This window comes from Kitasatospora sp. NPDC032757 (genome assembly GCF_055579305.1).
Genome location: NZ_JBVINN010000001.1, coordinates 637,631 through 664,101, shown reverse-complemented (window position 1 = coordinate 664,101; position 26,471 = coordinate 637,631). Strand labels below are relative to the sequence as shown.

Here is a 26,471-nt window from a genome sequence, read left to right as displayed (position 1 = left end):
CACATGCGCAGCCGCCACGTGTTCCACGCCGTCGACTCGCACACCGAGGGCATGCCGACCCGGGTCGTCACCGGCGGGTTCGGCGTCATCCCCGGTGTCACCATGGCCGAGCGCCGGGTCCACTTCCAGCAGCACCTGGACCACTTCCGCACCCTGCTGATGTACGAGCCGCGCGGCCACGCCGCGATGAGCGGGGCGATCCTCCAGCCACCGACCCGGCCGGACGCCGACTACGGCGTGCTCTACATCGAGGTGTCCGGGCTGCTGCCGATGTGCGGCCACGGCACCATCGGCGTCGCCACCGTGCTGGTCGAGACCGGCATGGTGCCGGTGGTCGAGCCGGTCACCACCGTCCGGCTGGACACCCCCGCCGGGCTGGTCGTCGCCGAGGTGCAGGTCGAGGACGGCGCCGCCACCGCGGTGACCATCCGCAACGTGCCCTCCTACTCGGTGGCGCTGGACCGCAAGATCGAGGTGCCCGGATACGGCACGGTGGGCTACGACCTCGCCTACGGCGGCAACTTCTACGCCATCCTGCCGCTCGCCGAGTTCGGCCTGCCCTTCGAGCGCGAGCGCAAGCAGGAGATCCTGGACGCCGGGCTGGCCCTGATGGACGCGATCAACGGCGGCCCCGGCCGGCCGGTGCACCCGGAGGACCCGTCCATCCACAGCTGCCACCACGTCCAGCTGCTCGCGCCCGGCTCCACCGCCGAGCACTCCCGGCACGCGATGGCCATCCACCCCGGCTGGTTCGACCGCTCGCCGTGCGGCACCGGCACCTCCGCGCGGATGGCCCAGCTGCACGCGCGCGGCGAGCTGCCGCTGGGGCGGGACTTCCGCAACGACTCCTTCATCGGGACGACCTTCACCGGCCGCCTGGTCGAGGAGACCGAGGTGGCCGGACGGCCCGCCGTCGTCCCCACCGTGACCGGGCGGGCCTGGATCACCGGCACCGCCCAGTACTTCCTCGACCCGAGCGACCCGTTCCCGGCCGGGTTCCTGCTCTGAGCCATCTGAAGGGCTGTTAGCTGTGACGATCCTTTCGTACAACCCCGCCGACCCCGAGGACCTGGTCACCGAGGCCGAGGCACCCGGTGCCGAGGCCGTCCGGGCCGCCGTCGGACGGGCCCGGGCCGCGCAGGCCGGCTGGCTCGCGGGCGGTGCCGCGGCCCGCTCGGCGGCGCTCACCCGGATCGCCGAGGCGGTCGAGGCGCACGCGGACGAGCTGACCGCGCTGATCGTGCGCGAGGTCGGCAAACCGCTCGCCGAGGCCCGCGGCGAGGTCGCCCGGACCGCCGCGATCTGGCGCTACTACGCGCAGGCGCCGTACGCGCCGTCCGGCGCCGTCCACGAGCCCGCCGCCGGCGGGGGCCTGCTGCTCACCCGCCGCCGCCCGTACGGGGTGGCCGGGCTGATCACGCCCTGGAACTTCCCGCTGGCGATCCCGGCCTGGAAGGCCGCGCCCGCGCTGGCCGTCGGCAACGCCGTGGTGCTCAAGCCGGCCCCGGAGGCGACCGCGTGCGCGCTGCGCCTGGCCGAGCTGGCCGGCCTCCCCGAGGACGTGTTCACCGTGCTGCCCGGCGGGGCCGAGGAGGGCGAGGCGCTGGTCGGCGCGGCGGACGTGGTCTCGTTCACCGGCTCGACCGGCGTCGGCCGGGCCGTGGTGCGGGCCGCCACCGAGCGCGGCATCCCGGTCCAGGCCGAGCTGGGCGGCCTCAACGCCGCGCTCGTCCTGCCGGACGCCGACGTCGAGCAGGCCGCCGCCCACCTGGCCGCCGCCATCGCCGGGTACGCGGGCCAGAAGTGCACCGCCACCAGCCGGGTGATCGCCGTCGGCACGGCGTACGAGCCGCTGCGCGCCGCGCTGGTGAAGGCGCTCGGCCTGGTCGACGACGCGGCCTGCGGTCCCGTCATCTCCTCCGCCGCCCGCGACCGGCTCACCGGCGCCGTCGACTCCGCCCGCGCGGCCGGGGCCACCGTGCTCACCGGCGGGTCGGTCCCCGAGCGGGCCGGCTGGTACGTCGAGCCGACCCTGCTCGCCGACGTGCCCGCCGACCACCCGCTGCGGCGTGAGGAGTTCTTCGGCCCGATCGCCGTCCTGCTGCCCGCCGCCGACCTGGACGAGGCCGTCGCGCTCGCCAACGACACCCCGCACTCGCTGGCCACCTCGGTGCACAGCCGCAGCCTGGACGTGGCCCTGGCCGCCGCCGACCGGCTGGACGCGGGCATGATCCGGATCAACGCGCCGTCCAGCGGCGTCGACTTCCACCTGCCGTTCGGGGGTGCCAAGGGCGCGAGCCACGGCGACCGCGAACAGGGCCAGGCGGTGCTCGACTTCTACACCGCGAGCCGCACCGTCAGCGTGCTGCCGGCCGGGGGCGCGTGATGCTCGTACGGACGGTGGACTACCACACCGCCGGGGAGCCGTTCCGGATCGTGGTCGGCGGCGCGCCCGGCGCCCCCGGTGACAGCGTCGCCGAGCGCCGGGCCATCGCGCTCGGCGCGGGCGGCACCGCCACCGCGCCCCGGCCCAGCGCCCTCGACCGGGTGCGGCAGCTGCTCACCCGGGAGCCGCGCGGGCACGCCGGGATGTACGGCGGGTTCCTGGTGCCGCCGGACGACGACGAGGCGCACCTCGGCGTGCTCTTCTGGCACAAGGACGGCTACTCGACCGCCTGCGGCCACGGCACCATCGCGCTCGGCGCCTGGGCGGTGGACTCCCGGCTCGTCCCCGCCCCGGACGACGGGGTGGCCCGGGTGCGGATCGACGTCCCGTCCGGGCGGGTCACCGCCCTGGTCCACCGCGCGGGCGGCCGGACCACCGGGGTGACCTTCCGCAACGTGCCGGCCGTCGTCACCGCGCTCAAGCTGCCGGTGCCCACCTCGTACGGGGTGGTCGAGGCCGCCGTCGCGCACGCGGGCGCCTGCTACGTCTCGGTGCCGGCCGCCGCGCTGGGCCTCGCCGTCGAACCCGGCCTGCTGCCCGAACTCACCGCCGCCGGGCGGGAGATCCGGGCCGCCCTGGCCGGCTCGCCGGCCGTCGAACACCCGACGGACCGGCTGCTCTCGGGTGTCTACGGGGTCATCCTGTACGACGAACTGCCCGCCGTGGACGGGGGGCTGAGCCAGCGCAACGTCACCGTCTTCGCCGACGGCCAGATCGACCGCTCGCCGTGCGGCTCCGGCACCTCGGCCCGGCTCGCCGTCCTCGCCGCCGAGGGCCGGCTCGCGCCGGGCGGGGAGCTGCGGCACGAGTCGCTGGTCGGAACGGTGTTCGGCGGCCGGGTGCTCCCGGGGGGCGACCCGTTCGACGGGGGCGTGGTCACCGAGGTGACGGGCAGCGCCCACCGCACCGGCGAGCACAGCTTCGTCCTGGAGGCGGGCGACGAGCTGGGGACGGGGTTCCTGCTGTGACCGGCGACCGGAGCGAGACCGGGGGAACGCCCGCCCTGACGCTGACCGGCGAACGGAGCGAGGCGGAGAGAACGCCCGCCCCCACGCTGCCCGGCGCGGCCGCTGCGCCGCTCCGGCGCGTCGCGCCGGGCGCTCACCCGCGGGAGGCCTCGGCGCCGGGCACCCGGGTACCCGGCGCCGAGGCCCTGACGGGGGCGGCGGGCCGGCCGGGCGCCGCCGGGCCGGTGCAGGCCCTGACGCCGGTGCAGGCGGCCGATGCGATCGAGCGGGTGCTGTGGGAGGGGCTGGACCCGGAGGCCGCGCCCGCGCGGTCGGCGGTGCCGGTGCCGGCCGGCGAGCTGCTGCTGATGCCGGCCGCCTCCGCCGAGTACGCCGGGGTGAAGATCGCCGGGGTGGCCCCGGCCAACCCGGCCGTCGGCCTGCCCCGGATCACCGGGAGCTACCTGCTGCTGGACGGTCCGACGCTCCAGCCGGTCGCCCTGATGGACGGTGCCGCGCTCACCGCCCTGCGCACACCCGCCGTCACCGCCGTCGCCCTGCGCCGGCTGGCCGCGCCGGACGCCGAGCACCTCGTGCTGTTCGGCGCCGGGCCGCAGGCGTACGGGCACCTGGACGCGCTGATCGCCGTCCGGCCGCTGACCCGGGTCACGGTGGTGGCCCGTAGCGCGGCGCCGGCCGAGGCGCTGGCCGCGTACGCGCGCGGACGCGGGCTGTCGGCACGGGTGGGGACGCCGGACGCGGTGGCCGGGGCCGACCTGGTGGTCTGCTGCACCACCGCGCGCACCCCGCTGTTCGACGGCGAGCTGGTGCCCGGCCACGCCGTCGTGGTGGCGGTCGGCTCGCACGAGCCGGACGCCTGCGAGGTGGACGCGGCGCTGGTCGGCCGGGCGGAGCTGTACGTCGAGGCGCGGGCCGCCGCGCTGCGGGAGGCGGGGGACCTCCTGATGGCGGGCGTCACCGGTGCCGATGTGCTCTGGAACCTGGCCGAGTTGGTCCGCGGGGAGGTGCCGGTGCCGAGTGACCGGCCGCGGTTCTTCAAGAGCGTCGGGATGGCCTGGGAGGATCTCGCGGTCGCGGCTCAGATGTACCGGTGCGGCGGCTGAGGAGAAGTCGGGCACTGGGAAGGGCTCGGTCACGTGAGGCGAGCTCGGTCGCCGGGAGAACTCAGTCGCCGATGAAGCAGAGCCAACTGCCGGGTGTCCCCGCGCACTTGGCGAGTACCTCGGCGAGGTCGAGGACGGCCGCCCGCTGGGCCTCGGTGCTGCACCGGGCGAGCAGGGCGGCCGTCTCGGCCAGTGCGGCGCCGGCGTCCTGCTCGTTGAACAGGGTGTCGCCGTACGGGTCGACCCGGCCGAGGCGGTGGTCGGTGGGGTGGGTGTGGGCGGCGAGGGCGGCCGCCAGTGCGTCGCCGTGGCCGAGTGAGAGGTGCAGTTCGGTGGCGGGCCTCTTCCGGTGGCCGGGCGGGCGGCTGTCGTAGAGGGCGAGTTCGATTCCCAAGTCCGTTTCCCCGGGCTGTGGTCGGGCGTTGTGATGGTGGGCCGGAGCTGCGGCCGGCGTGGTGGGAAGGGATCCCCGGCCACGTCGGCCGCTTTCGGCGTTTCCGGCTACCGGTAGGTGGTGATCAGGCGGGCCAGGTGCTTGCCGGTGAGGTGCAGCGGCTCCTCGCTGCGGGCGATCTGGGCGGCCAGCTCGGCGCCCTCCAGGGTGCTGATGACGGTGGCGGCCAGCTCGCGCGAGTCGTCGGCGCCGAGCCCGGCGGTGTGCAGCTTCTCCTCCACGAGGGCGCGCCAGTGGGCGAACGCCTCGACGACGGCCTGTTCGATCACCGGGGCACGGCCGACGGTCTCCAGGGCGGTGCTGGTGATCGGGCAGCCGTCCTGCCACTCGGACTCGCGCAGAGCCTCGGCCAGCAGCCGGGTGCAGGCGGTGATCGCCTCGGCCGGGTCCTCCGACGTGCCCAGCCCCGCGCGGAGCAGCTCGGCGAACTCCTGGTCGCCGTGGCGGATCGCCTCGGCGGCCAACTCCTGCTTGCCGCCCGGGAAGAAGTGGTAGACGGAGCCGAGGGTGGCCTCCGCCTCGCGCGAGATCTGCTTGATTCCGGTGCCCTCGTACCCCTGGCGCTGCAGCAGCCGGGAGGTGGCCCGGACGATCCGCTCGCGGGTGCCGGTCGTCGTCGTCTTCACGCGGTGAGTCTAGCCGACCTGCTGAATAGAGCGTTCGTTCCAGAGCTGTGTTAGCGTCCCTTCTTGGATAGAGCGTTCGTTCTAGCGGAGGGGGATCCCCATGTCCGACTCGCAGCACCCGGAGCACTCGCAGCACTCGCGGCACCCGGAGCACCCGCAGTACTCGCAGTACTCGCGGCAGGAGTTCAAGCGGCCCGTCACCGTGATCGGCCTCGGCCCGATGGGCCGGGCGATGGCCGGCGCTTACCTGGACGCCGGCCACGCCGTCACGGTCTGGAACCGGACCGCCGCCCGGGCCGACGCACTCGTCGCCCGTGGCGCCGTCCTGGCGCCCAGCGCCGAGGCCGCCGTCGCCGCCAACGAGCTGGTGGTGCTCAGCCTCACCGACTACGACGCGGTCTTCGACGTCCTCGCCGCCGCCGGGGGCGCGCTCGCCGGGAAGGTGATCGTCAACCTCAGCTCGGACACCCCGGAGCGGGCCCGCGAGGCCTCCCGCCGGCTCGCCGGGCTGGGGGCCGGTCACCTCACCGGTGGGGTGCAGGTGCCGCCGTCGGGCATCGGCAAGGCCGAGTCGTCCACCTTCTACAGCGGGCCGGTCGAGCTGTTCCGGCGGCACCGGGCCACCCTGGAGGTGCTGACCGGCGCCGACTACCGCGGTGACGACCCCGGGCTGGCGCAGCTGTACTACCAGATCCAGATGGACCTCTTCTGGACCTCGCTGGTGGGCTATCTGCACGCCACCGCCGTCGCCGAGGCCAACGGCATCTCGGCGGAGGAGTTCCTGCCCTACGCCTCCTCGACAGCCGCCTCGATGCCCGGCTTCCTCGCGTTCTACGCGCCCCGGATAGCGGCCGGCCACCACGAGGGCGACGTGGACCGGCTCGCCATGGGGCTCGCCAGCATCGAGCACGTCCGGGACACGGTGGAGGCCTCCGGGGTGGACGGCGCGCTGCCCGGGCTGCTGGCCGACGTCTTCCGGAGCGGGGTGGCCGCCGGGCACGGGGCGTCCAGCACGACCAGCCTGATCGGCCTGTTCCGGAAGGCGTAGCGGGATCGTTGCCGCGGAGTGCGCCGCCGGCCGTTGTCACGGCCGGCGGCCACTGCCACGATGGGCTCCGTCGGGCTCGTGGTCTGCTGACGGATCGTCCGAATCACGGAATGTTGCACGCTCAACGTAACGTGACATTGTACGCTGGTGTTCTGCAACCACCCGGAGGAACGCCATGTCCGACCTGAAACCCCGCACCCTGATCTCCGTCCAGGAGCGGCTGCGCGACCAGGTCGCCCACGCCCTCCGCGCCGCCCTCATCTCCGGTGAGCTGCGCCCCGGCGTGGTCTACTCCGCACCCGCCCTCGCCGCCGACTTCGGCGTCTCCGCCACCCCCGTCCGCGAGGCCATGCTCGACCTCGCCCGCGAGGGCCTGGTCGAGGCCGTCCGCAACAAGGGCTTCCGGGTCACCGAGCTGACCGAGCGCGACCTCGACGAGTACACCGAGATCCGCGCCCTCATCGAGATCCCCATCATCGGCCGGGTCACCCGCACCGCCACCGCCGAGCAGCTGGAGGCGCTGCGCCCGCAGGCCGAGGCCATCGTCGCCGCCGCCCGCAAGCACGACCTGATCGGCTACCTGGAGGCCGACCGCCAGTTCCACCTCGACCTGCTCGGCCTGGCCGGCAACGCCCACCTGGTCGAGGTCGTCGGCGACCTGCGCAAGCGCTCCCGCCTCTACGGACTCAACCGCCTCGACCAGCGCGGCGAGCTCGTCTCCTCCGCCGAGGAGCACGTCGAACTGCTCGACCTCATGCTCTCCGGCGACGCCGAGGCCGCCGAGGCCTGCATGTCCCGCCACCTCGGCCACGTCCGGTCGCTCTGGGCGGCGGGGCAGGAGGACACGGAGGACGAGGCCCGCCCGGCCCTGCGGCTGCGGGCCCGGTAGGGGTACGGGCACTCGTTCGGGTGAAGGCCGAAGACCGGGCGCCTGAAGGCGGCTTGGTTCTACGACGGTGCTCTCGACATCGGCAGCCAGGCGGAATTCCATGTCCGCCGCTGCAGTGGAAGTGCCCATGGAGCACCCGACGCTGCTCGAAGTCGCCGAGCCGATTTCCCGGCAGTTCGCGGGGCGCCGGGTCGAGATCATCGGGAGCCGGATCACCGTGACGCCGCCGGATCGATCGGATCGAGCGGGGCGTCGGTGACGCTCTCGGTGGACGACGTGCTCACCGTGGAGAAGTGGTCACGCCGTCGCCGGGACGGTCAGCCTTCCGTCGTGGACCTCGGCGACCTGGTCCACCGCCCTCAGGTGGGTGCGGTCGTGGGTGACCAGGACGGTGGCGGTGGCGCGGCGGTGGGTGAGCTCGGTGACGAGGTCGATGACGGCGGCGCCGCGGTCGTGGTCGAGGGCACTGGTGGGCTCGTCGATCAACAGGACGGTGGGGTCGTTCATCAGGGCGCGGGCGATGTTGACGCGCTGGCGCTGACCGCCGGAGAGCTGGTGCGGGCGGCGGGCGGCCTGGTCGCGCAGGCCCACGGCGTCCAGGAGTTCGAGGGCCCGGGGCAGGGCCGCGCGCGGAGAACGGCCGTCGAGGTGGGCCATCACCTGGAGCTGTTCGGCGGCGGTGAGCGAGGGCAGCAGGTTGGCCTGCTGGAAGACGATGCCGATCCGGTGCCGGCGCAGGGCGGTGAGCTCGGCGCGGTTCAGGCCGGTGGTCTCGACGCCGTCCACCACGACCCGGCCGGTGTCCGGGGCGATCAGTGTCGCGGCGACCGCCAGCAGGCTGGACTTGCCGGAGCCGGACGGGCCCACCACCGCGGTGATCGAGCCCTTGGGGACGCTGAGCGAGACCTCGTCCAGGGCGGTCAGCCGGCCGTCGCCGTCCGGGTAGGTGAGGGTGATGCGGTCGAGGTGCAGGGTCATCGGGCGCTCCCCAGGGCGGTCAGCGGGTCGACGGAGGTGATCCGGCGGATGGACAGGGCGGCGCCGGCCGCGCCGAGCGCGATCATCACGGCGGCCGGGAGGAGAACGGTCGGGGCGTCCAGCACGAACGGGACCGCGGAGCCGATCAGCACCCCGGCACCGGCCGCGACGGCGGTGCCCACGGCCGTACCGAGCACCAGCAGCAGCACCGCCTGGCCGAGCGCGTCCCGCAGCAGGTAGCGGGTGGAGGCGCCGAGTGCCTTCAGGACGGCGATGTCACCGCTGCGCTGGATCGTCCAGACGGTGAAGAAGGCGCCGATCACCAGCGCCGAGATGACGAACAGGAAGCCGCGCATCAGCTGCAGCGAGCCGTTCTCCGAGGTGTAGGAGCCGATCGCGGCGAACGCGTCCTCGCGGCCGAGGGTCTCGGTGCCGAAGCGGGCGTCGCCCGCGGCGAGGCCCGCGCCGGAGGCCGTGGTCAGGGCGATCACGGTGGCGTGCCCGCTGCCGCCCGGGGCGAACTGCTGCCAGTCGGTGAGGCTGGTCCAGACGACCGGGGTGTGGCTGTACGAGGCGTCGCCGGCCACCGCGGCCACCTGGAGCGGGCGGCCCCCCAGGGTGAAGCCCGCGCCCGGGCGCAGACCGCCCAGGCTCTCGGCAGCGGTCTCGGACAGCACGGCCCGTCCCGGGGCGAGCAGGGAGCCCTGCGGGGCGAGCCCGGAGCCGTCCGGCACGCCGAACGCGGAGAGCGCGGCGGTGCGCTGCCCGGCGGCGGCCTTGGTGGTGGTGATGCCGAGCGGCTGTGCGGCCGTGACGCCCGGCTGCTGCGCCCAGCCCTGCCACTGCTCGGGTGTGACCTGGGAGTCGGTGAAGGAGAGCTTCTGGCCGTCGGCCGGCTTCGAGAAGACCAGGTGGTCGGCGGGCAGGCCGGTGATCGCCGAGACGTTCTGCCGGCCCAGCCCGGCCGTCAGGCCCGACAACAGGCCGACCAGCACGGTGATCAGCACGATCACGGTTCCCATCAGGGCGAACCGCCCCTTGGCGAACCGAAGGTCCCTCCAGGCGACGAACACGTCCGGCCTCTCTCCTCGACTGCTGTGGCAACGCTCACCACGGTCGCGGAGGAGGGGGTGGGCCGGCATCGCCCGGGGGATTGCATCCCCGGCATCGAAGGGCAGAAGCGGAGTTCAACCTTTTGATTGATGCCCGGCCGGCGCCGCGGATCCTAGGCTGGACGGATGGCGACCGAACGACTCCGCACCACCCCCGTCGCCCGCGTACTCCAGGTCTGCCTGCACCTGCTGGTGGCGGGCCTGCTCGCGCTCGCCGTCGCCCGGGCGGTGGCCGGCCGGGACGGTGACCCGGCCGCGGTCACCGCCGCCGCCGCCGCGATGGCCGCCGTCTACACGGCCGGGCCGCTGGTCGGCGCCGTCCGGCGGTCCCGGCGGGCCGCCGCGCTCTGGCTGGTGCTGCTCGGCGTCACCTGGGTGGGCGTGCTGGCCGCCACCCAGGACGGGGTCTGGCTGGCCTTCCCGCTGTACTTCCTGGAGCTGCACCTGCTCGGCCGCCGGGGCGGGCTCGTGGCGGTCGGGCTCACGGCGGGCACGGCGATCGCGGCGTGGTCCTGGCACCAGCACACGTTCAGCCTGGCCTCCGCCATCGGGCCCGCGCTCGGCGCGGCCGTCGCCACCGCCACCGTCCTCGGCTACCAGGCGCTCTACCGGGAGAGCGAGGAACGGCGCCGGCTCATCGACGAGCTCACCGCCGCCCGCGCGGACGCCGCCGCCGCCCACCACGCGGCCGGCGTGCTCGCCGAGCGCGAACGGCTCGCCCGGGAGATCCACGACACCCTCGCGCAGAGCCTCTCTAGCATCCAGCTGCTGCTGCGGGCCGCCCAACGGGCGCTGCCCGAGCGGACCGAGGCCGCCGCCGGCTACGTCGAACAGGCCCGGCAGGCCGCCCAGGACAACCTCGCCGAGGCCCGGCGCTTCGTCCGAGCGCTCACCCCGGCCGACCTGGAGGGCGCTTCGCTGCCGGTCGCGCTGGAGCGGCTCTGCGCCACCACCACGGCGCACAGCGGTCTCTCCGTCCGCCTGCACGTCTCCGGGGACCGGGTGCAGCTGCCGACGCCGCAGGAGGTGGCGCTGCTGCGGATCGCGCAGTCCGCGCTCGGCAACGCGGTGCGGCACGCCGAGGCCTCGCACGCGGAGGTGACGCTCAGCTACATGGAGGGTGAGGTGGCGCTGGACGTGTTCGACGACGGGACGGGGTTCGACCCGGCGGCGGTCGCCGCGGGCGCGGGTACGGGCGGGGCCGGCGGGGACGGCGGCTTCGGGCTGCCGTCGATGCGGGCCAGGGCGCGGGCGCTGGGCGGTACCTTCACCGTCGAGTCCGCGCCGGGGGAGGGGACGGCGCTCGCCGTGCTGCTGCCGGTGCCCGCCGGGGCGGGCGCCTCGGGTGGGCCGGGTGCGCCGGGTGCCTCGGGGACGGCAGGTGCGTCGAGGGCTGCGGGTGCGCCGGGTGCGCCGGGTGCTTCGGGTCCTGCGCGCCCTTCCGGGCCTGCGGGTGCGCCGAATGCTTCGAGAGAGGAACCTACGTGATCGAGGAACGTGCGTGAGTGATCAGGTGATCCGGCTGTTGCTGGCCGACGACCACCCGGTGGTCCGGGCCGGCCTGCGGGCCGTCCTGGAGAGCGAACCCGACTTCGCCATCGTCGCCGAGGCCGCCACCGCCGAGCGGGCCGTGCAGCTCGCCGAGGAGGTCGAGGTGGACGTGGTGCTGATGGACCTCCAGTTCGGGCCCGGCTCGGCGATGAACGGCGCCCAGGCCACCGCCGCGATCACCGCCCGGGGTGCCGGGGCGCCGCGGGTGCTCGTCGTCACCACGTACGACACCGACGCCGACACCCTCCCCGCGCTGGAGGCCGGGGCCACCGGGTACCTGCTCAAGGACGCGCCGCCCGAGGAGCTGGCGCGGGCCGTCCGCTCGGCGGCGGCCGGGCGCACGGCGCTGGCCGCGACGGTGGCGGACCGGCTGCTGGAGCGGATGCGCACGCCGTCGGCGGCGCTCAGCGCGCGCGAGACGGAGGTGCTCGGGCTGGTCGCGGACGGGCTGACCAACCAGCAGGTCAGCCAGCGGCTGCACCTGAGCCAGGCGACGGTGAAGTCGCACCTGGTGCACATCTACACGAAGTTGGGCGTGGACTCGCGTACGGCGGCGGTGCGGGAGGCACGGGCGCGGGGGCTGATCCGCCGGGGGGTGTGAGGGACGCCCGAGGGACACCCGGCGGGCCGGCGGGCGGACGTAGGGTGGGACGGGTTCGAACCGTTGCGTGGAGTGGAGGAACCCGGATGGCCGCCGTCCGCCTCGACGAGCTCGCCGTTCCCGTCATCGCCGCGCCCATGGCGGGCGGGGCGTCCACACCGGAGCTGGTGGCCGCGGTGAACGGGACGGGCGGGCTCGGGTTCCTCGCGGCCGGGTACCGGAGCGCCGACGCGATGGCCGGACAGATCGAGCGCGTCCGGGAGCTGACGGACCGGCCGTTCGGCGTGAACCTCTTCGTTCCGGCCGGGCCCGCCGGGCCCGGCGACGCGCGGGCCGTCGCCGCGTACCGGGAGCGCCTGCTGCCGGAAGCCGAGCGCCGGGGTGTCCGGCTGCCCGGGGCGATCGCGCCGGACCGTGACGACTGGGACGCCAAGATCGCCGCGCTGCTGGCCGGGCCGGTGCCCGTCCCCGCGGTGTCGTACACCTTCGGCCTGCCCGCACCCGAGGAGGTGCGGGCCCTGCGGGCGGCCGGCAGTTACCAGGTCGGCACCGTCACCACGCCCGAGGAGGCGCGGCGCGCCGAGGCGGCCGGGATGGACGCGCTCTGCGTGCAGGGCCCCGAGGCGGGCGGGCACCGGGCCACCCACCGGGTGGCGGACCGGCCGGGAAACGTCCCGCTGCTCGAACTGCTGCCCGCCGTAAGGGCGGTGACGGCACTGCCGCTGATCGCGGCGGGTGGCCTGGCCGACGGGCCGGCGATCGCGGCCGCGCTGCGGGCCGGGGCGGTGGCCGCCCAGCTGGGGACGGCGCTGCTGCGGGCCGACGAGTCCGGCGCGTCGGCGGCGCACCGGGCGGCGCTGGCCGAACTGCCCGGCACGGTGGTGACCCGCGCCTTCACCGGCCGGCCCGCCCGCGGCCTGGGCAACGCGTTCATCGAGCGGTTCGGGCCGTACGCGCCGGCCGTCTACCCCGAGGTGCACCACCTCACCCAGCCGCTGCGCGCGGCGGCGGCCGCGCGGGCGGACACCGCGGCGATGCACCTGTGGGCCGGCACCGGGCACCGGGCGGCCCGCGGCGGGCCGGCCGCGGAGATCGTCAGGGAGCTGTGGGAGCGGGCTCGTCGCTGAGCACGGAGCGGTAGTGGCCGATCTTCGCCCGGATGTGGTGCTGCTGGCGCCGCAGGTGGGCGATCTGCTCCTCCACCTGCGCGTCGTGCTCCTCCAGCACGGTGAGCCGCTCCGCCACCGTCGTGTCCCCGCCGCGGGCCAGCTCGGTGAAGCGCAGCATGGCCGCGATCGGCATCCCGGTGTCCCGCAGGCAGCGCAGCATGGCGAGCCAGGCCAGGTCGTCCTCGCTGAACCGCCGGTGGCCGGTCCGGGCCCGCTGCACCGCGCCCAGCAGCCCGATCTTCTCGTAGTACCGCAGGGTGTCCAGGCTGAACCCGGACCGCTCGACCGCCTCCGCGGGCGTCAGCAGCTCGACTCCGGATGCACTCATACCGCTGATCATCCCATCGCCGGGGCGCACACCTCGGGGTGAGCCGGGCGAGGGCGTCGCAGATCGAGCACGGGCAGGCGGTCGGCCCGGACGGCCCGCGGGCCCGCGCCGCCGCGTATCGGCGGCGGGGGCGAGGCCACCGTGCGGCAGGGGATCGGACGATCGGGCTCGCCTGAATCAGACCCCCGGTCGTCGACCCCCGCCGCCGATCCTCTGCCGTCGACCCCCTTGCTGCTGACCCCCTGTCACCGCACCCCCCTTGTCACCGCACCCCCCTGTCACCGCACCCCGTGGCGGTGGCGGAGGGGCTCAGGCGAGAAGGGCGGACATCCAGGATTCGAGGGCGGGCACGGTGCGGGGCAGGGCGCCGGACATGAGGCGGGCGCCGTCGGAGGTGATCACGAGGTCGTCCTCGATGCGGATGCCGAGGCCGCGGAGTTCCAGCGGGAGGGTCTCGTCGTCGGGCTGGAGGTAGAGGCCGGGTTCCACGGTGAGGACGTGGCCCTCCTCGAGGACGCCGTCGAGGTAGGTCTCGGCGCGGGCCTTGGCGCAGTCGTGGACGTCGAGCCCGAGCATGTGGCCGGTGCCGCAGAGGGTGTAGCGGCGGTAGACGCCGCTGTCCTCGGCGAGCGCCTGTTCGGCGGGGACCCGCAGGACGCCCCAGTCGGCCAGGCCTTCGGCGATGACGCGCATCGCGGCGTGGTGGAAGTCGCGGAACCGGGCGCCCGGGCGCAGGGCGGCGATGCCGGCGTCCTGGGCGGCGAGGACCAGTTCGTAGGCCTGCCGCTGGACGTCGGTGAAGGTGCCGGAGAGCGGGAGGGTGCGGGTGATGTCGGCGGTGTAGAGGGTGTCGGTCTCGACGCCGGCGTCGAGCAGCAGCAGGGCGCCGGGGTCGAGCGGGCCGTCGTTGCGGATCCAGTGCAGGACGCAGGCGTGGGCTCCGGAGGCGGCGATGGTCTCGTAGCCGGTGCCGTTGCCCTCGGCGCGGGCGCGGAGGTTGAACACGCCCTCGATCCAGCGCTCGCCGCGGTGGTGGCGCAGGGCGTCGGGCAGGGCGCGGACGACGTCCTGGAAGCCCAGGACGGTGTGGTCGACGGAGAGTTGGAGCTGGTCGACCTCCCAGGCGTCCTTGACGAGGCGGAGTTCGGAGAGCACCGCGGCGAGTGCGGCGTCGCCCTCGGCGAGCTGCGGGGAGCCGGGGCGGCCGGTGGCGGCGTCGAGCGAGGGGGCGATGCCGGCGAGAACCCGGGTGCCGGCGGGCTGCGGGCCGGTGAGCAGCTTGTCGAGGTCGTCGAGGTGCCCGGTGGCCAGGCCGGTGAGCCGGGAGGCCTCGGCGAGGTCGGGACGGCGGCCGACCCAGAACTCGCCGTAGCGGCGGTCGCGGTAGAACTCGGCGCCGCGGACGGGGTCGCCGCCGCGGGGGGAGCGCGGGCGCAGGTAGAGGACGGGCTCGTGGCCCTCGGGGCCGGCCGGTTCGAGGACGAGGACGTGGCCGACCTGGTCCTCGCCGGTGAGGCCGGTGAGCCAGGCGTAGGCGCTGTGCGGGCGGAACCGGTAGTCGGTGTCGTTGCTGCGGACCTTGAGTTCGCCGGCGGGGACGATCAGCCGCTCGCCGGGGAAGGCGGCGGAGAGGCGGGCGTGGCGGCCGGGCAGCGCGGCGTACCCGGGGACGCGCTGGTCGGCCGGGAGCGGGGTGGGGGCCCAGGAGGTGCCCATGAAGGCGTCGAGGGCGGGGGAGACGGGCAGGTCGTGGCTGCCGGTGTTGAGACCGGTCTGACGGAGGGTCACCGGGTGTTCTCCTAAGCGGGGCTGGAGGGTTGCACGGACACAGCTCGGTAACGGGGCGCGCCACCTCTTGTGCAGTGCAATTTCACATTACTATGTTACGGGTCACACCGCGGAGCGGCTAGACCCCCTGAGGTCGCCCTCCCCGGCCGGGCCCCGGACCAGCCCCGGGGCCGGACCACGGGCCTACGGCGGGCCCCCCACTGCGGAGTTGCACATGACCAGGCGCACCCACGCCGCCCTCGCGGCGGCCCTCGCGGCCACACTCACCCTCGGCCTCGGGGCCTGCAAGAACGACAAGAGCGACACCGGCGGGGACGCCGCGGCCACGAGCACCAAGGGCCCGGGCGCGGAGTCCGGCTCGATCATCGGCGGCACCCCGGTCAAGGGCGGCACCCTCACCGTCCTCACCAACCAGGACTTCGCCCACCTCGACCCCGCCCGCAACTGGGTCCTGCCGCACATGGACTTCGGCACCCGCCTGATCTACCGCACCCTGGTCACCTTCAAGGCCGAGCCGGGCGCCGCCGGCAGCGAGATCGTCCCGGACCTCGCCACCGACCTCGGCAAGTCCTCCGACGGCGGCAAGACCTGGACCTTCACCCTGCGCGACGGGTTGAAGTACGAGGACGGCAGCCCGATCAAGTCCGCCGACGTCAAGTACAACGTCGAGCGGTCCTTCTCCCCGGACCTCACCGGCGGCCCCGACTACGCGATCCAGTACCTGGCCGGCGGCGAGAACTACAAGGGCCCGCTGACGGGTGAGCACCTGCCCAGCATCGAGACCCCGGACGACAAGACCATCGTCTTCCACCTGAAGCGCCCGGTCGCCGAGTTCTCCTACACCGCCACCCTGCCGACCTTCTCCCCGGTGCCGCAGGCCCAGGAGAAGGGCACCCAGTACGACTCGCGGCCGTTCGCCTCCGGGCCGTACAAGATCGCCTCCTACGACCGCGGCAAGCAGCTCGTCCTGGTCCGCAACACCAACTGGGACCAGTCCACCGACACGGTCCGCAAGGCGTACCCGGACAAGATCGTGGTCACCCAGGGCCTCAAGGGCGGCCAGGCCGACGACCGGATCATCGCCAGCGAGGGCGCGGACGCCTCCACCGTCGAGATGCCGTGGATGCAGCACGAGTCCGTCGCCAAGGTGCTGCCCAAGGCGGACGTCAAGTCCCGCATGGTGGCCGAGCAGACCGGCTGTACCGACATGCTGTACCTGAACACCGCCAAGGCGCCCTTCGACGACCCGAAGGTGCGCGAGGCGATGATGTACGCCGTCGACCGCGAGGCCCAGGTCACCGCGTTCGGCGGCCCGGCGATGGCCGACGTCGCCACCTCCTTCCTGCCGCCCGCGCTGACCGGCGGCGCCAAGGCCGACCCGCTGAAGATCCCGGCCGCCGGCGACCCGGCGAAGGCCAAGGAGCTGCTCAAGGCGGCCGGCAAGGCCGACCTCAAGGTCTCGCTCACCGTTTCCATCGGCGACAAGAGCCGCGGTGAGGCGCTCCAGCAGTCGCTGGCCAAGGCCGGCGTCCAGGTCACCGTCAACACCGTGGACGCGTCCGCCATCGCCGACGCCGTCGGCGACACCAAGAACGCCCCCGAGCTGTACATCAACGGCTGGTGCCCGGACTACCCGTCCGCCGCGACCTTCCTGCCCTTCCTCTTCGACGGCCGCACCATCAAGGAGAAGGGCAACCAGGGCAACTACAGCCAGTTCCGGGACCAGGCCACGATGGACCGGATGGACCAGATCGCGGCCATGACCGACCTGGCCGAGGCCAACGCCGCCTGGAAGCAGCTGGACGAGGACCTGGTGAAGAAGGCCCCGGCCGTTCCGCTGATGTGGCAGCGCCGCCCGCTGCTGGCCGGCACCAACGTGGCCGGCGCGTTCGGCAACTCCGGTTACGCCGGCATGATCGACATGGCTGTGATCGGCCTCAAGGACCCCTCGAAGAGCCAGGGCTGAGGGACCGTCACCGATGAGTACAACCACTGAGCCCGCCGCCGTGGAGGTCACGGCGGCGGGCCCCGCGAAGGCCGCCGGGCGCGGGCCCTGGCGGCTGGTCTGGGACCAGCTGTGGGCCAGGGGCTCGGCCCGGTTCGGCCTGATCACCGTCGCCGTGTTGATCCTGGCGGCCGCCCTGGCGGGCCCGTTGAGCTCGCTCGGCGGCTGGACCCCGGAGGAGTTCGACAAGCGCGCCGTCGACCCCTACATCGGCGGCACGCCGATCGGCGACTTCGGCGGGATCGGCACCCGGCACTGGCTCGGCGTCGAACCCGGCTCGGGCCGCGACCTGTTCGCCCGCGTCCTGCACGGCGGCCAGGTGTCGCTGCTGATCGCGTTCATCGCGACCGCCCTGGTCGTGATCGTCGGCACCCTGGCCGGGATCGTGGCCGGCTACTTCGGCGGCCGCATCGACGCGGCGCTCTCCCGGCTGATGGACCTCACGATGTCCTTCCCCTCGCTGATCTTCATGATCGCCATGATGTCGGTGGCCAAGGACGTCAACCGGATCCTGCTGATGACCCTGGTGATCGGCCTGTTCGGCTGGCCCGGCATCGCCCGGGTGGTGCGCGGTCAGACCCTCTCGCTCAAGCACCGCGAGTACGTCGAGGCGGCCAAGGTCGGCGGAGCCCGGTCCTGGCGCATCCTCACCCGGGAGATCCTGCCGAACGTCTCCGGCCCGATCATCGCGTACACCACGCTGCTGATCCCCGGCATGATCGCCACCGAGGCCGCCCTGAGCTACCTCGGCGTGGGCGTCCGCCCGCCCACCGCGTCCTGGGGCCAGATGATCGCCGAGAGCATCCTGCACTACGAGACCGATCCGACGTACTTCCTCATCCCGACGGTCTTCCTCTTCATCGCGGTGCTCGCCTTCACCCTGCTCGGTGACGCGCTGCGCGACATCCTCGACCCCCGGGGAGGCCGGTCGTGATCATCTACCTCGGCCGCCGGCTGATCGGCGTCGCGGGCATCCTGCTCGCCATCTGCGCGATCACCTTCACCATCTTCTACCTGCTGCCCAACGACCCGGCCGCGGCCGCCTGCGGCAAGACGTGCAGCCCCGAGCGACTTGACGCCGTCAAGGTGGCGATGGGCCTGGACAAGCCGGTCTGGGACCAGTTCGGCAGCTACCTGCTCGGCATCTTCGCCGGCCGCGACTACGGCAGCGGCCCCAGCGCCGTGCACTGCGGCTTCCCGTGCCTGGGCTACTCCTACGAGTACGGGCTGCCGGTCTGGGACCTGCTCACCGACCGCCTGCCGGTCTCCGTCTCGCTCGCCTTCGGTGCGGCGGTGCTCTGGCTGGTCCTCGGCCTCGGCGCCGGCATCACCTCGGCCCTGCGCAAGGGCGGCCTCACCGACAAGACCCTGATGGTGCTCTCGGTCGGCACCGCGTCGCTGCCGGTCTACTTCACCTCGATCATGCTGATCTGGGGCGTCGTGCGGACCGCCGGCCTGCTGCCCTACCCGTCGTACCACGCGCTCACCGACGACCCCTTCGGCTGGGCCTCCAACCTGCTGCTCCCGTGGATCGCGCTGGCCCTGCTGTACGCGGCCATGTACGCCCGGCAGAGCCGCAACTCGATGATCGAGACGATGGCCGAGCCGTACATCCGGACGGCCCGCGCCAAGGGCCTGCCCGCGCTGACCGTGACGGTCAAGCACGGGCTGCGCTCCGGGATGACCCCCATCCTGACCATCTTCGGCATCGACCTCGGCGGCCTGCTCGCCGGCGCCGTCATCACCGAGTCCATCTTCGGCCTGCCCGGGGTCGGCCGGCTCTTCTACGACGGGCTGATCCGCTCCGACCAGCCGGTCATCCTCGGCGTCACCCTGCTCGCGGCCTTCTTCATCGTCGCGGCGAACCTGCTGGTCGACCTGCTCTACGCGGTGGTCGACCCGAGAGTGAGGTACTGATGGCACTGTTGGAGGTCGAGGATCTCGCAGTCTCCTTCGACACCCCGCGCGGCACCGTCCGGGCCGTCGACGGCATCTCCTTCACCGTGGCGGCCGGGCAGACCCTCGGCCTGGTCGGGGAGTCCGGCAGCGGCAAGTCCGTCACCTCGCTCGCCGTGATGGGCCTGCACCGCGGCGCCGCCGTCACCGGCTCGATCCGGCTCGCCGGGCAGGAGCTGAACGGGCTGGGTGAGCGGCAGCTGGGCACCGTCCGGGGCCGGCGGATCGCCATGATCTTCCAGGACCCGCTCTCCAGCCTGCACCCCTTCTACACCGTCGGCGAGCAGATCGCCGAGCACTACCGGGTGCACTTCAAGGCCTCCCGCAAGGCCGGCCGCGAGCGCGCGGTGGAGATGCTCGGCGAGGTCGGCATCCCCGAACCCGCCCGCCGGGTCGACGAGTACCCGCACCAGTTCTCCGGCGGCATGCGCCAGCGCGTGATGATCGCCATGGCACTCGCCTGCGAACCCGACCTGCTGATCGCCGACGAGCCCACCACCGCCCTCGACGTCACCGTCCAGGCCCAGATCCTCGACCTGATCGCCCGGATCCAGCAGGACCGCGGCCTCGGCGTCGTCATGATCACCCACGACCTGGGCGTGGTCGCCCGGGTCGCCCACGAGGTCCTGGTCATGTACGGCGGCCGGGCCGCCGAACAGGCCGCCGTGGACCGCCTGTTCGGCGCCCCCGCGCACCCGTACACCCGCGGGCTGCTCGACTCGCTGCCCCGCCTCGACGACACCGACGACGCCCCGCTGCGGGCCATCCCCGGCAGCCCGCCGTCGCTGATCGCCCCCGCCCCCGGCTGCTCCTTCGCCCCGCGCTGCGCCCGCACCACCGCGGCCACCGCCGAGGAGCACGCCCGCTGCCTGGCCGAGCGCCCCGCGCTCGGCCCGCTCGCCCCCGGCCACCAGGCCGCCTGCCACCTGCCGCTGGTGCCGCAAGGAGCCCGTTCATGACCGCCCAGCCGTCCCCGGCCGCCGCCAAGCCGTTCGAACCGCTGTTGTCGGTGCGGGACTTGGTGAAGACGTTCCCCGGCAAGCGCGGCCGGGCCGGCCGGGCCGGCGCCCCGGTCCGGGCCGTGGACGGGGTCAGCTTCGACGTCGGCAAGGGCGAGACGCTCGGCCTGGTCGGCGAGTCCGGCTGCGGCAAGTCGACCACCGGGCGCATGATCGTCCGTCTGCTCGACCCGACCTCGGGCACCGTCACCTTCGACGGCACCGAGATCGGCGGCCTGTCGCAGGCCCAGCTGCGGCCGCACCGACGGCACCTGCAGATGGTCTTCCAGGACCCGTACTCCTCGCTCAACCCCCGCCAGACGGTGGCCCGGATCATCTCCGAACCGCTGCTGGTCCAGGGCTCGGGCGCGGCCGAGGCGCGGAAGCGGGCCGCCGAGCTGATGGAGCTGGTCGGGCTGATCCCCGAACACCTCGACCGCTACCCGCACGAGTTCTCCGGCGGCCAGGCCCAGCGGATCGGGATCGCCCGCTCCCTGGCCACCTCGCCCCGGCTGGTGATCGCCGACGAGCCGGTCTCCGCGCTGGACGTCTCGATCCAGGCCCAGGTGGTCAACCTGATGGAGCGGCTCCAGGACGAGCTGGGCCTGGCGTACGTGTTCATCGCGCACGACCTCTCGGTGGTCAAGCGGGTCTGCGACCGGGTCGCGGTGATGTACCTCGGCCGGATCGTCGAGATCGGCGACAAGGCGGAGGTGTACGGCAACCCGGCCCACCCGTACACCCGGGCGCTGCTCTCCGCCGTGCCGCTGCCGGACCCGGCGGCCGAGCGGGCGCGCGAGCGGATCGTGCTGCTCGGCGACCCGCCGAGCCCGGCCAATCCGCCGACGGGCTGCACCTTCCACCCGCGCTGCCCGAAGGCGCAGGAGATCTGCCGCACGGAACGGCCGCTGCTGCAGATCGCCGGGCCGGGCGCCCGGCAGGCGGCCTGCCACTTCCCGGAGGCGTAGGCCTCCCCCGACCGCCGTACCGCCCCGTCTCCCCACGCCGGGCGGTACGGCTCCACCCCGGGGCCCGTCGACGGGCCCCTCTCCGACTCCCGGTCGGGCGCGGCGGGGAACCTCTTGAGGGCCGCGCCCGACCGGGTTCCACGACGTCGAAGGCCCGTACCCGGGAGCGAGGGGTACGGGCCTTCTGGGCTGCGGCTGCGGCCGCGCATGCGAGGGCTGGGGAGCCGGGGCTGGGGGCTGGGGCGGTGGGGCGGTGGGGAGGGGACGGGCCCGACGGGCCGGGTGCCCGCGTCCCCGCCCCACGGCTACCCGCGGGGGAAGACCGAAGGCCGTGGCCCCCGGACGGATCCGGGGGCCACGGCCGTTGCGCTGCCGGGGGCCGTGCTCAGGAGGCCGGGCCCACCCGGACGGTGGTGATCCGGCCGCCCTGGGCCTCGCGGACCACCTCGATCTTCGTGTTGGTGTCCGGCACCTTCACCGAGAGCTGCGGGGTGGCCGGGTCGGAGTAGACGCCGGAGTGGTCGTTGAACGCCGGGACGGCCGGCTCGGCGCCGATCCGCACCGGGACGCCGCCCTTGTGCAGGGTGAACGCGGTGGTCGGCTTCAGCGAGAAGGTCGCGTCGTAGGTCTGCGCGCGGCCGTTGACCAGCGAGCCGTCGGCGAACCGGATCGGCGCCGGGTGCGCGTCGACCGGCAGGATCAGGCCGCCGCCCGGGTGGTCCTTGGTGTTGTTGTCGCCGTACCCGGTGTCCCAGAGCCAGACCAGCACGCCCTCCTGGTACGGGTAGTTGTCGACGATGTCCTTCTTGTTGTCGACCCCGGTGTACCCGAAGTTGTACGGGCCGGTCTTCAGGAAGGCGCCGTAGCCGGCGTACCGGCGGTTCTCCACCAGGTAGGCGCGCGGGTGCTGCTTGACGGCGGTGCGGCCGGTGACGACGGTGAACCCGGTGGCCGTCCAGCCGGCGGTGCCGTCCTCGGCGCCGTCGGCGAACAGCTCGGTGGCCCCGGCGGCGATCCGGACGGCGTCGACCAGGACGCCACGGCCGTGCGTGTTGTTGTCGGAGGTGACGTGGAACCGCAGCCGGACCGTCTGGCCGGCGTAGCCGTCCAGCGGGATCGACAGCTGCCGGTACGCGCCCGAAGCACCGGTGAGGCCGGGGGTGTTGGCCGTGGTGTTGCCGATCGGCGCGCCGTCGACGGTGCCGCCGAGCGCCTTCCAGGTCCTGCCCGCGTCGGTGGAGGCCTCGACGGCCAGGAAGTCGTAGTCCTGCTCGATGTCGTACCAGGTGGCGGCGGTCAGCGTGACCGGCCCGCTCACCGTGCGCAGGTCGACGTCGCGCGCCAGTGCGTTGTCCAGGTTGTCGCCGGTGTCGCTCCACCAGTGCCTGCCGCCCTGGTACGGGTCGGTGAGGTCGGTGTCGGTGGTGCCGTCCGGCAGGTGCACCAGGACGGCCTGGGCCTGGTCGGTGTTGTAGCCGCTGACCCCGAGGGCGTGGCTGGAGCGGGTGGCGGCCTGCGCGTCGTCGTAGTTGAGCCAGCCGAACTGCAGCTTGCTCCAGGCGTCGAGGTCACCGGGGTAGCCGCCGGTGGTGTTCTTGCCCTTGCCCAGGTAGGAGCCGGAGGACATCAGCGACCAGAAGTTGACGCTGTTGTCGCCGCCGCTGGTGCTGTACAGGTCGGGCAGGCCGAGGTTGTGGCCGAACTCGTGGGAGAACAGGCCGACTCCGCTGTTCTCGCCGCCCTGCACGTAGTCGTAGACGTAGAGGCCGGTGTCGCCGACCGGCGCGCCGCCGATCTTGTTGCCCGCCGGGCCGGTCTGGCCGGCCGGGTCCGGGAACGCCCAACTGCGGTGCGCCCACAGCGCGTCGGCGCCCTGCGCGCCGCCGCCCCAGGTCTCGTCGACGCCCGCGTGCACCACGATGACGTTGTCGAGGTAGCCGTCGGGCTGGCTGAACTCGCCGTCCTTGTCGTGGTCGTAGCGGTCGTAGACGTCGTACTGGGCCAGCTCGGCCTTCACGTCCGCGGCCGTCCGGCCCTTGGCGATCTCGCCGTCGTACCAGGCCTTGACGGCGTCCCGGACGAACTCCTGGGCCTGGGTCCAGGCGCCGGACCCCTGCGGGCCCTTGTTGCTGCCGTAGCGGGCCTCGTTGTACGGCACGGTGACCCAGTCGCTGACGGTGCCCTCGACGTCGTACCGGCCGGAGGACTGGGTGCGGTAGTAGTTGCGCATCGAGACCGCGCCGGGCGTGTCGTCGAAGAACATCTGCTGGTAGTAGTCGCGGCCGAAGTCGGCGTTCCAGAGCGTGTGGTTGTCGCTCCGGCCGGGCTGCGGGATGGTGTTGTGCCGCGGGCCGGGCGTTCCGCCGTAGCGGGGCCGGCCGTTGTACTGGGTGGTGTTGTCCACCTCGTCGCCGAACTGGGCGAGGATGACGAAGACCTTGTCCTTGCGCTGCTGCGCCAGCTGGACGTAGTCGTTGCCGATCTTCACCTTGGCGGGCGCGCGCTTCTCCGCGGTCTTGGCCACGGAGCCCTTGTTGAGCTGCTCCAGTGCCTTGGTGCGCAGCGACTGGCGCTCGCGCTCCTGCGGGGCGAGCGGGCCGGGCGGGGCCTCGGCGCCGCCCTCGTCGGCGGCCTGGGCGGTGACGGCGGCGGTGGTGGCGGGGGAGGGGGGTGCGGCCTGGGCGGGGGTGCCGAGGAGGGTGGCCGCTATCGCGCTCGTGGTGAGCGCTGCCGCGAGTGCCGCGGACAGTCTGCGCAACTGACCGGTCCTTTCCGGACGGTGGGTGGTCGGGGGCAACGGTCGGGGGGAAGGCCGACGGTCGTGGAGCGCAGGTAATATTTCACATGTCATGGGTCACACGGAAGACGCCGGACGAGGGCGGAACGCAGAGCGCCGCACGACCGTGCGGTCGTGCGGCGCCGGAGGGTTGGCGTTCGGTCAGCCCGTGGTGTACTCCACGGTCACGCTGATCAGTGCCAGGGCCCCGAACACCAGCCCCAGGGCGGGGCGGCCGGCGGCGTTCAGGGCCAGCGCGCCGACCGCGAAGACCGCCAGCTTGAGCGCGATCTCCGCGGCCAGCGGCAGTCGTACGGTGGGGCCGCCCGCGGCCAGGAAGAGCCCCCAGGTGACTGCCGCGAGGGCCGGCGCGCCCAGCCCGAGCAGGGCCCGGGTGAGCGGGCCGGAGCCGGTCCTGAAGCCCCAGTAGCAGAGCGCCGCCAGCAGCCCCAGTTCCAGCGCGAAGGCGAGCCCGCCGTTGACGACGGTCAAGGGGGTCCACTGCCGCTGCGAGACCGGGCCCGGTCTGCTGATTCTCATCCGTCTGTTCCTCCCCGTCCGGTCCGGCGCCCGGGTGGACGCCGGTCCCGGCGGGAGTCTGGCAGGCGCCGCCGCCCGCCACAACGGATCACCCCGACAAGGAGGCGCGCAGGAAGGCCAGTTCGGCCTGGGTGACCTGCTCCTGCACGCCGCCCGGGGTCATGTGGGTGACGCCGGGAAGCGGCAGCACGCTGTGCGGCCGGCCGGCCCGGGTCAGCGCCTGGGAGAGCCGCAGGGTGTGCGAGGGGTGCACGTTGTCGTCGGCCAGCCCGTGGATCAGCAGCAGTGGCCTGGTGAGTGACGGTGCGTCGGGTACCAGGTCGTCCGCGGCGTACCCCTCGGGGTTCTGCTGCGGCAGGCCCAGGTAGCGCTCGGTGTAGGCGGTGTCGTACCGGCGGAAGTCGGTGGGCGGGGCGCCCGCGCAGGCGGCGTGGAAGACGTCGGGGCGGCGCAGCACGGCCAGCGCCGCGAAGTAGCCGCCGTAGGACCAGCCGCGGACGCCGACCCGGCCGAGGTCGAGGTCGGGGTGGTCGGCGGCGAGTGCCTGCAGGGCGGCCACCTGGTCGTCCAGGGCGACCTGCGAGAACCGGCGGAAGATCGCCCTGGTGAAGGCGGGCGTGACGAACGGGGTGCCCCGGTTGTCGGTCGTGACCACGGCGAAGCCCTGGTCGGCCCACCACTGGCGGAGCTGCCAGCGGCGCGGCTCGTTGGCCACCGCCTGGAAGCCGGGCCCGCCGTAGACGTCCAGCAGGACGGGCAGCCGCCGGCCGGGCACGTGGTCGCGCGGGTACACCACGGCGGTGGGCAGGGCGAGTTCGGTGACCCGGGCGCGTTGCGGGCTCACTCGGTAGGGCAGTGCGGCGGAGAGGTCGGTGAGTTCGAGTTCGCCCTCGTCGTGGCGCACCGTCCGGCGGACGCCGTCCGGCCCGGCGCAGCTGAGCAACAGGGTCTCGTCGGCGGCGAGCGCGGAGTGGACGCCGGGGCCGGTGCTCAGCCGCTCGGGCCGGCCGCCGTCCGGGTCGACCAGGTGGACGTGCTGGTCGAACGGGTCGCCCTCGCCGGTCTCGCAGAGCAGCCGGCCGCGCAGCCGGCCGACCACGCGGCGGATCTGCAGCCCGGTGGTGTCCAGCGGCTTGCCGTCCAGGGCCAGGCCGCGCGCCTCGGGGGTGTCGTGGACGGTGAGCAGCCGCCCGTCGGCCAGCCGGGCGGGCGTGCCCGGTAGGTCGTCCACCCAGAACGCGTCGCTGGTGCGGGAGAGTTCGGTGGTGTCGCCGGTGGCCGGGTCGGCGCTGAGCAGCAGGACGTGCTGCTGGAGCCGGTCGGCGACGGTGAGCAGCACCTCGCCGGTGCCAGCCCATTCGGCGGCGCAGAGGTACGGGAACCCGGTGTCGTCCCAGCGGAGCCGGACGCGGCCGCCGTCCAGGCCGAGGACCCAGAGCTGGACGTCCGCGTTGGGGCCGCCGGCCTGCGGGTAGGCGAAGTCCTCCGGCTGCTCGTCCGGGCGGGCCGGGTCGGCGAAGTACCGGCGTGGCAGGGCGGATTCGTCCACCCGGGCGGCGAGCAGGGCGCCGCCGTCCGGGCGCCACCAGTGGCCGCGGGAGCGGCCCAGCTCCTCGGCGGCGGCGAACTCGGCGACGCCCCAGCGCGCGCCGTCGGCGGGGCTGAGCGGCACGAGGCCGGGCGTGACGTACAGGGCGTCGTCGGCGACGTAGGCGACGCGGTGGCCGGCCGGGTCGGGACGCGGGTCGAAGGCGGTCCCGGCGGTGGGGAGTTCGGTGCAGGTGCCGGCGGTGGTGTCGGCGCGGAAGAGCCGCCCGTCGAGGGCGAGGACGGCGACGGCGAGGTCGGCGGTGGCGGCGTAGGAGCCGATGCCGGCGGCGGTGAGCCGGATCCGCTCGCGCAGCCGGCGTTCGACGGCCGGGAGGTCGGCCGGGTCGCCGGTGCGGCCGGGGGCGAGTACGGCGGGGTCGGCGACGAGGCGCTCCTCGCCGGTGGCCAGGTCGAGCAGGTGGAGCCGGTCGACCTGGTCCTCGGCGCCGGTGGAGCGGAGCAGCAGCAGCCGGGTGCCGTCCTCGCTGAGGACGATCGCACGCGGAGCGCCGAAGCCGAAGCGGCCCGTGCGGGCGCTGAGGGAGAGGAAGGGGTCGGTGATGGTCACGGCCCGATG

Annotated in this window: 24 protein-coding genes; 15 read left to right on the top strand and 9 right to left on the bottom strand. The window is 74.1% G+C overall.

Annotated elements, in window-relative coordinates; translation table 11 throughout:
• Positions 1-3: 3 nt before the first annotated feature.
• The 4 genes from ACZ5WK_RS02990 (at position 4) to ACZ5WK_RS02975 (ending at position 4,517) form a co-directional block, all read left to right on the top strand.
• Positions 4-1,008: a proline racemase family protein gene (locus ACZ5WK_RS02990; protein WP_465544276.1), complete on the top strand. Its 1,005-nt coding sequence runs from the start codon at positions 4-6 to the stop codon at positions 1,006-1,008.
• A 22-nt stretch (positions 1,009-1,030) separates the two neighbouring features.
• Complete coding sequence (locus tag ACZ5WK_RS02985) at positions 1,031-2,386, top strand: aldehyde dehydrogenase family protein (protein WP_465544274.1); 1,356 nt, start codon at positions 1,031-1,033, stop codon at positions 2,384-2,386.
• Positions 2,386-3,414 carry a proline racemase family protein gene (locus ACZ5WK_RS02980; protein WP_465544272.1) on the top strand — a complete coding sequence of 343 codons (1,029 nt, stop codon included), beginning with the start codon at positions 2,386-2,388 and terminating at the stop codon, positions 3,412-3,414. The genes ACZ5WK_RS02985 and ACZ5WK_RS02980 overlap by 1 nt, the downstream gene beginning before the upstream one ends.
• 224 nt (positions 3,415-3,638) lie before the next feature.
• Positions 3,639-4,517 carry an ornithine cyclodeaminase family protein gene (locus ACZ5WK_RS02975; protein ID WP_465544363.1) on the top strand — a complete coding sequence of 293 codons (879 nt, stop codon included), beginning with the start codon at positions 3,639-3,641 and terminating at the stop codon, positions 4,515-4,517.
• Positions 4,518-4,578: 61 nt separating this feature from the next.
• On the opposite strand, the gene ACZ5WK_RS02970 is transcribed toward ACZ5WK_RS02975, so the two are convergent.
• Together ACZ5WK_RS02970 and ACZ5WK_RS02965 are read right to left on the bottom strand one after the other, a co-directional pair.
• Positions 4,579-4,911: a hypothetical protein gene (locus ACZ5WK_RS02970; RefSeq protein WP_465544270.1), complete on the bottom strand. Its 333-nt coding sequence runs from the start codon at positions 4,909-4,911 to the stop codon at positions 4,579-4,581.
• 107 nt (positions 4,912-5,018) lie between these two features.
• On the bottom strand, positions 5,019-5,597 hold the full coding sequence (locus ACZ5WK_RS02965) for a TetR/AcrR family transcriptional regulator (protein ID WP_465544268.1): 579 nt from the start codon (positions 5,595-5,597) through the stop codon (positions 5,019-5,021).
• Positions 5,598-5,697: 100 nt separating this feature from the next.
• Between ACZ5WK_RS02965 and ACZ5WK_RS02960 the strand changes: the two genes are divergently transcribed.
• The 3 genes from ACZ5WK_RS02960 to ACZ5WK_RS02950 all read left to right on the top strand — a co-directional run bounded on the left by ACZ5WK_RS02960 (position 5,698) and on the right by ACZ5WK_RS02950 (position 7,793).
• Complete coding sequence (locus tag ACZ5WK_RS02960; protein ID WP_465544266.1) at positions 5,698-6,645, top strand: NAD(P)-dependent oxidoreductase; 948 nt, start codon at positions 5,698-5,700, stop codon at positions 6,643-6,645.
• A gap of 175 nt (positions 6,646-6,820) precedes the next feature.
• Positions 6,821-7,534, top strand: coding sequence for a GntR family transcriptional regulator (locus ACZ5WK_RS02955; protein ID WP_396321781.1), 714 nt, complete (start codon positions 6,821-6,823; stop codon positions 7,532-7,534).
• A gap of 127 nt (positions 7,535-7,661) precedes the next feature.
• Positions 7,662-7,793, top strand: a complete 132-nt coding sequence (locus ACZ5WK_RS02950) for a hypothetical protein (RefSeq protein WP_465544263.1) — start codon at positions 7,662-7,664, stop codon at positions 7,791-7,793.
• A gap of 38 nt (positions 7,794-7,831) precedes the next feature.
• Here ACZ5WK_RS02950 and ACZ5WK_RS02945 read toward each other — a convergent pair whose 3' ends face one another.
• Both ACZ5WK_RS02945 and ACZ5WK_RS02940 read right to left on the bottom strand, forming a co-directional pair.
• Positions 7,832-8,512, bottom strand: a complete 681-nt coding sequence (locus ACZ5WK_RS02945; protein ID WP_465544261.1) for an ABC transporter ATP-binding protein — start codon at positions 8,510-8,512, stop codon at positions 7,832-7,834.
• A complete protein-coding gene (locus ACZ5WK_RS02940; RefSeq protein WP_465544259.1) occupies positions 8,509-9,585 on the bottom strand; it encodes an ABC transporter permease in 1,077 nt (358 codons plus the stop codon). Before ACZ5WK_RS02940 ends, ACZ5WK_RS02945 begins: the two co-directional genes overlap by 4 nt.
• Before the next feature lie 165 nt (positions 9,586-9,750).
• On the opposite strand from ACZ5WK_RS02940, the gene ACZ5WK_RS02935 reads away from it, so the two are divergent.
• From ACZ5WK_RS02935 to ACZ5WK_RS02925, 3 genes are all read left to right on the top strand, one after another.
• A complete protein-coding gene (locus tag ACZ5WK_RS02935) occupies positions 9,751-11,112 on the top strand; it encodes a sensor histidine kinase (protein ID WP_465544257.1) in 1,362 nt (453 codons plus the stop codon).
• A 13-nt stretch (positions 11,113-11,125) separates the two neighbouring features.
• Positions 11,126-11,776, top strand: coding sequence for a response regulator transcription factor (locus ACZ5WK_RS02930; protein ID WP_396321776.1), 651 nt, complete (start codon positions 11,126-11,128; stop codon positions 11,774-11,776).
• Between the two features lie 86 nt (positions 11,777-11,862).
• Positions 11,863-12,903, top strand: coding sequence for a nitronate monooxygenase (locus ACZ5WK_RS02925; RefSeq protein ID WP_465544255.1), 1,041 nt, complete (start codon positions 11,863-11,865; stop codon positions 12,901-12,903).
• On the opposite strand, the gene ACZ5WK_RS02920 is transcribed toward ACZ5WK_RS02925, so the two are convergent.
• Positions 12,872-13,273, bottom strand: a complete 402-nt coding sequence (locus ACZ5WK_RS02920) for a MerR family transcriptional regulator (RefSeq protein WP_465544253.1) — start codon at positions 13,271-13,273, stop codon at positions 12,872-12,874. The genes ACZ5WK_RS02925 and ACZ5WK_RS02920 overlap by 32 nt on opposite strands.
• 309 nt (positions 13,274-13,582) lie before the next feature.
• The gene (locus tag ACZ5WK_RS02915; protein ID WP_465544250.1) at positions 13,583-15,061 is read right to left on the bottom strand and encodes an aminopeptidase P family protein; all 1,479 of its coding nucleotides are present in this window, start codon (positions 15,059-15,061) and stop codon (positions 13,583-13,585) included.
• Positions 15,062-15,275: 214 nt separating this feature from the next.
• Between ACZ5WK_RS02915 and ACZ5WK_RS02910 the strand changes: the two genes are divergently transcribed.
• Genes ACZ5WK_RS02910 through ACZ5WK_RS02890 form a run of 5 tightly spaced genes read left to right on the top strand, consistent with a single transcriptional unit; the run spans position 15,276 to position 20,988 of the window.
• Positions 15,276-17,027, top strand: coding sequence for an ABC transporter substrate-binding protein (locus tag ACZ5WK_RS02910; protein WP_465544248.1), 1,752 nt, complete (start codon positions 15,276-15,278; stop codon positions 17,025-17,027).
• Between the two features lie 13 nt (positions 17,028-17,040).
• A complete protein-coding gene (locus tag ACZ5WK_RS02905) occupies positions 17,041-18,000 on the top strand; it encodes an ABC transporter permease (RefSeq protein ID WP_465544246.1) in 960 nt (319 codons plus the stop codon).
• Positions 17,997-18,983, top strand: coding sequence for an ABC transporter permease (locus ACZ5WK_RS02900; RefSeq protein WP_449777166.1), 987 nt, complete (start codon positions 17,997-17,999; stop codon positions 18,981-18,983). The genes ACZ5WK_RS02905 and ACZ5WK_RS02900 overlap by 4 nt, the downstream gene beginning before the upstream one ends.
• Positions 18,983-19,981, top strand: a complete 999-nt coding sequence (locus ACZ5WK_RS02895; RefSeq protein ID WP_465544244.1) for an ABC transporter ATP-binding protein — start codon at positions 18,983-18,985, stop codon at positions 19,979-19,981. Before ACZ5WK_RS02900 ends, ACZ5WK_RS02895 begins: the two co-directional genes overlap by 1 nt.
• Positions 19,978-20,988 (top strand): ABC transporter ATP-binding protein, encoded by a 1,011-nt coding sequence (locus ACZ5WK_RS02890; RefSeq protein ID WP_396321769.1) that lies wholly within the window; start codon positions 19,978-19,980, stop codon positions 20,986-20,988. Before ACZ5WK_RS02895 ends, ACZ5WK_RS02890 begins: the two co-directional genes overlap by 4 nt.
• Positions 20,989-21,373: 385 nt before the next feature.
• Here the strand turns inward: ACZ5WK_RS02890 and ACZ5WK_RS02885 are convergent, their stop codons facing one another.
• The 3 genes from ACZ5WK_RS02885 to ACZ5WK_RS02875 form a co-directional block, all read right to left on the bottom strand.
• Positions 21,374-23,746 (bottom strand): immune inhibitor A domain-containing protein, encoded by a 2,373-nt coding sequence (locus ACZ5WK_RS02885; protein WP_465544241.1) that lies wholly within the window; start codon positions 23,744-23,746, stop codon positions 21,374-21,376.
• A gap of 180 nt (positions 23,747-23,926) precedes the next feature.
• Positions 23,927-24,304: a YrdB family protein gene (locus ACZ5WK_RS02880; protein WP_465544239.1), complete on the bottom strand. Its 378-nt coding sequence runs from the start codon at positions 24,302-24,304 to the stop codon at positions 23,927-23,929.
• A gap of 88 nt (positions 24,305-24,392) precedes the next feature.
• Complete coding sequence (locus tag ACZ5WK_RS02875) at positions 24,393-26,462, bottom strand: S9 family peptidase (protein WP_465544237.1); 2,070 nt, start codon at positions 26,460-26,462, stop codon at positions 24,393-24,395.
• Positions 26,463-26,471 lie beyond the last annotated feature (9 nt).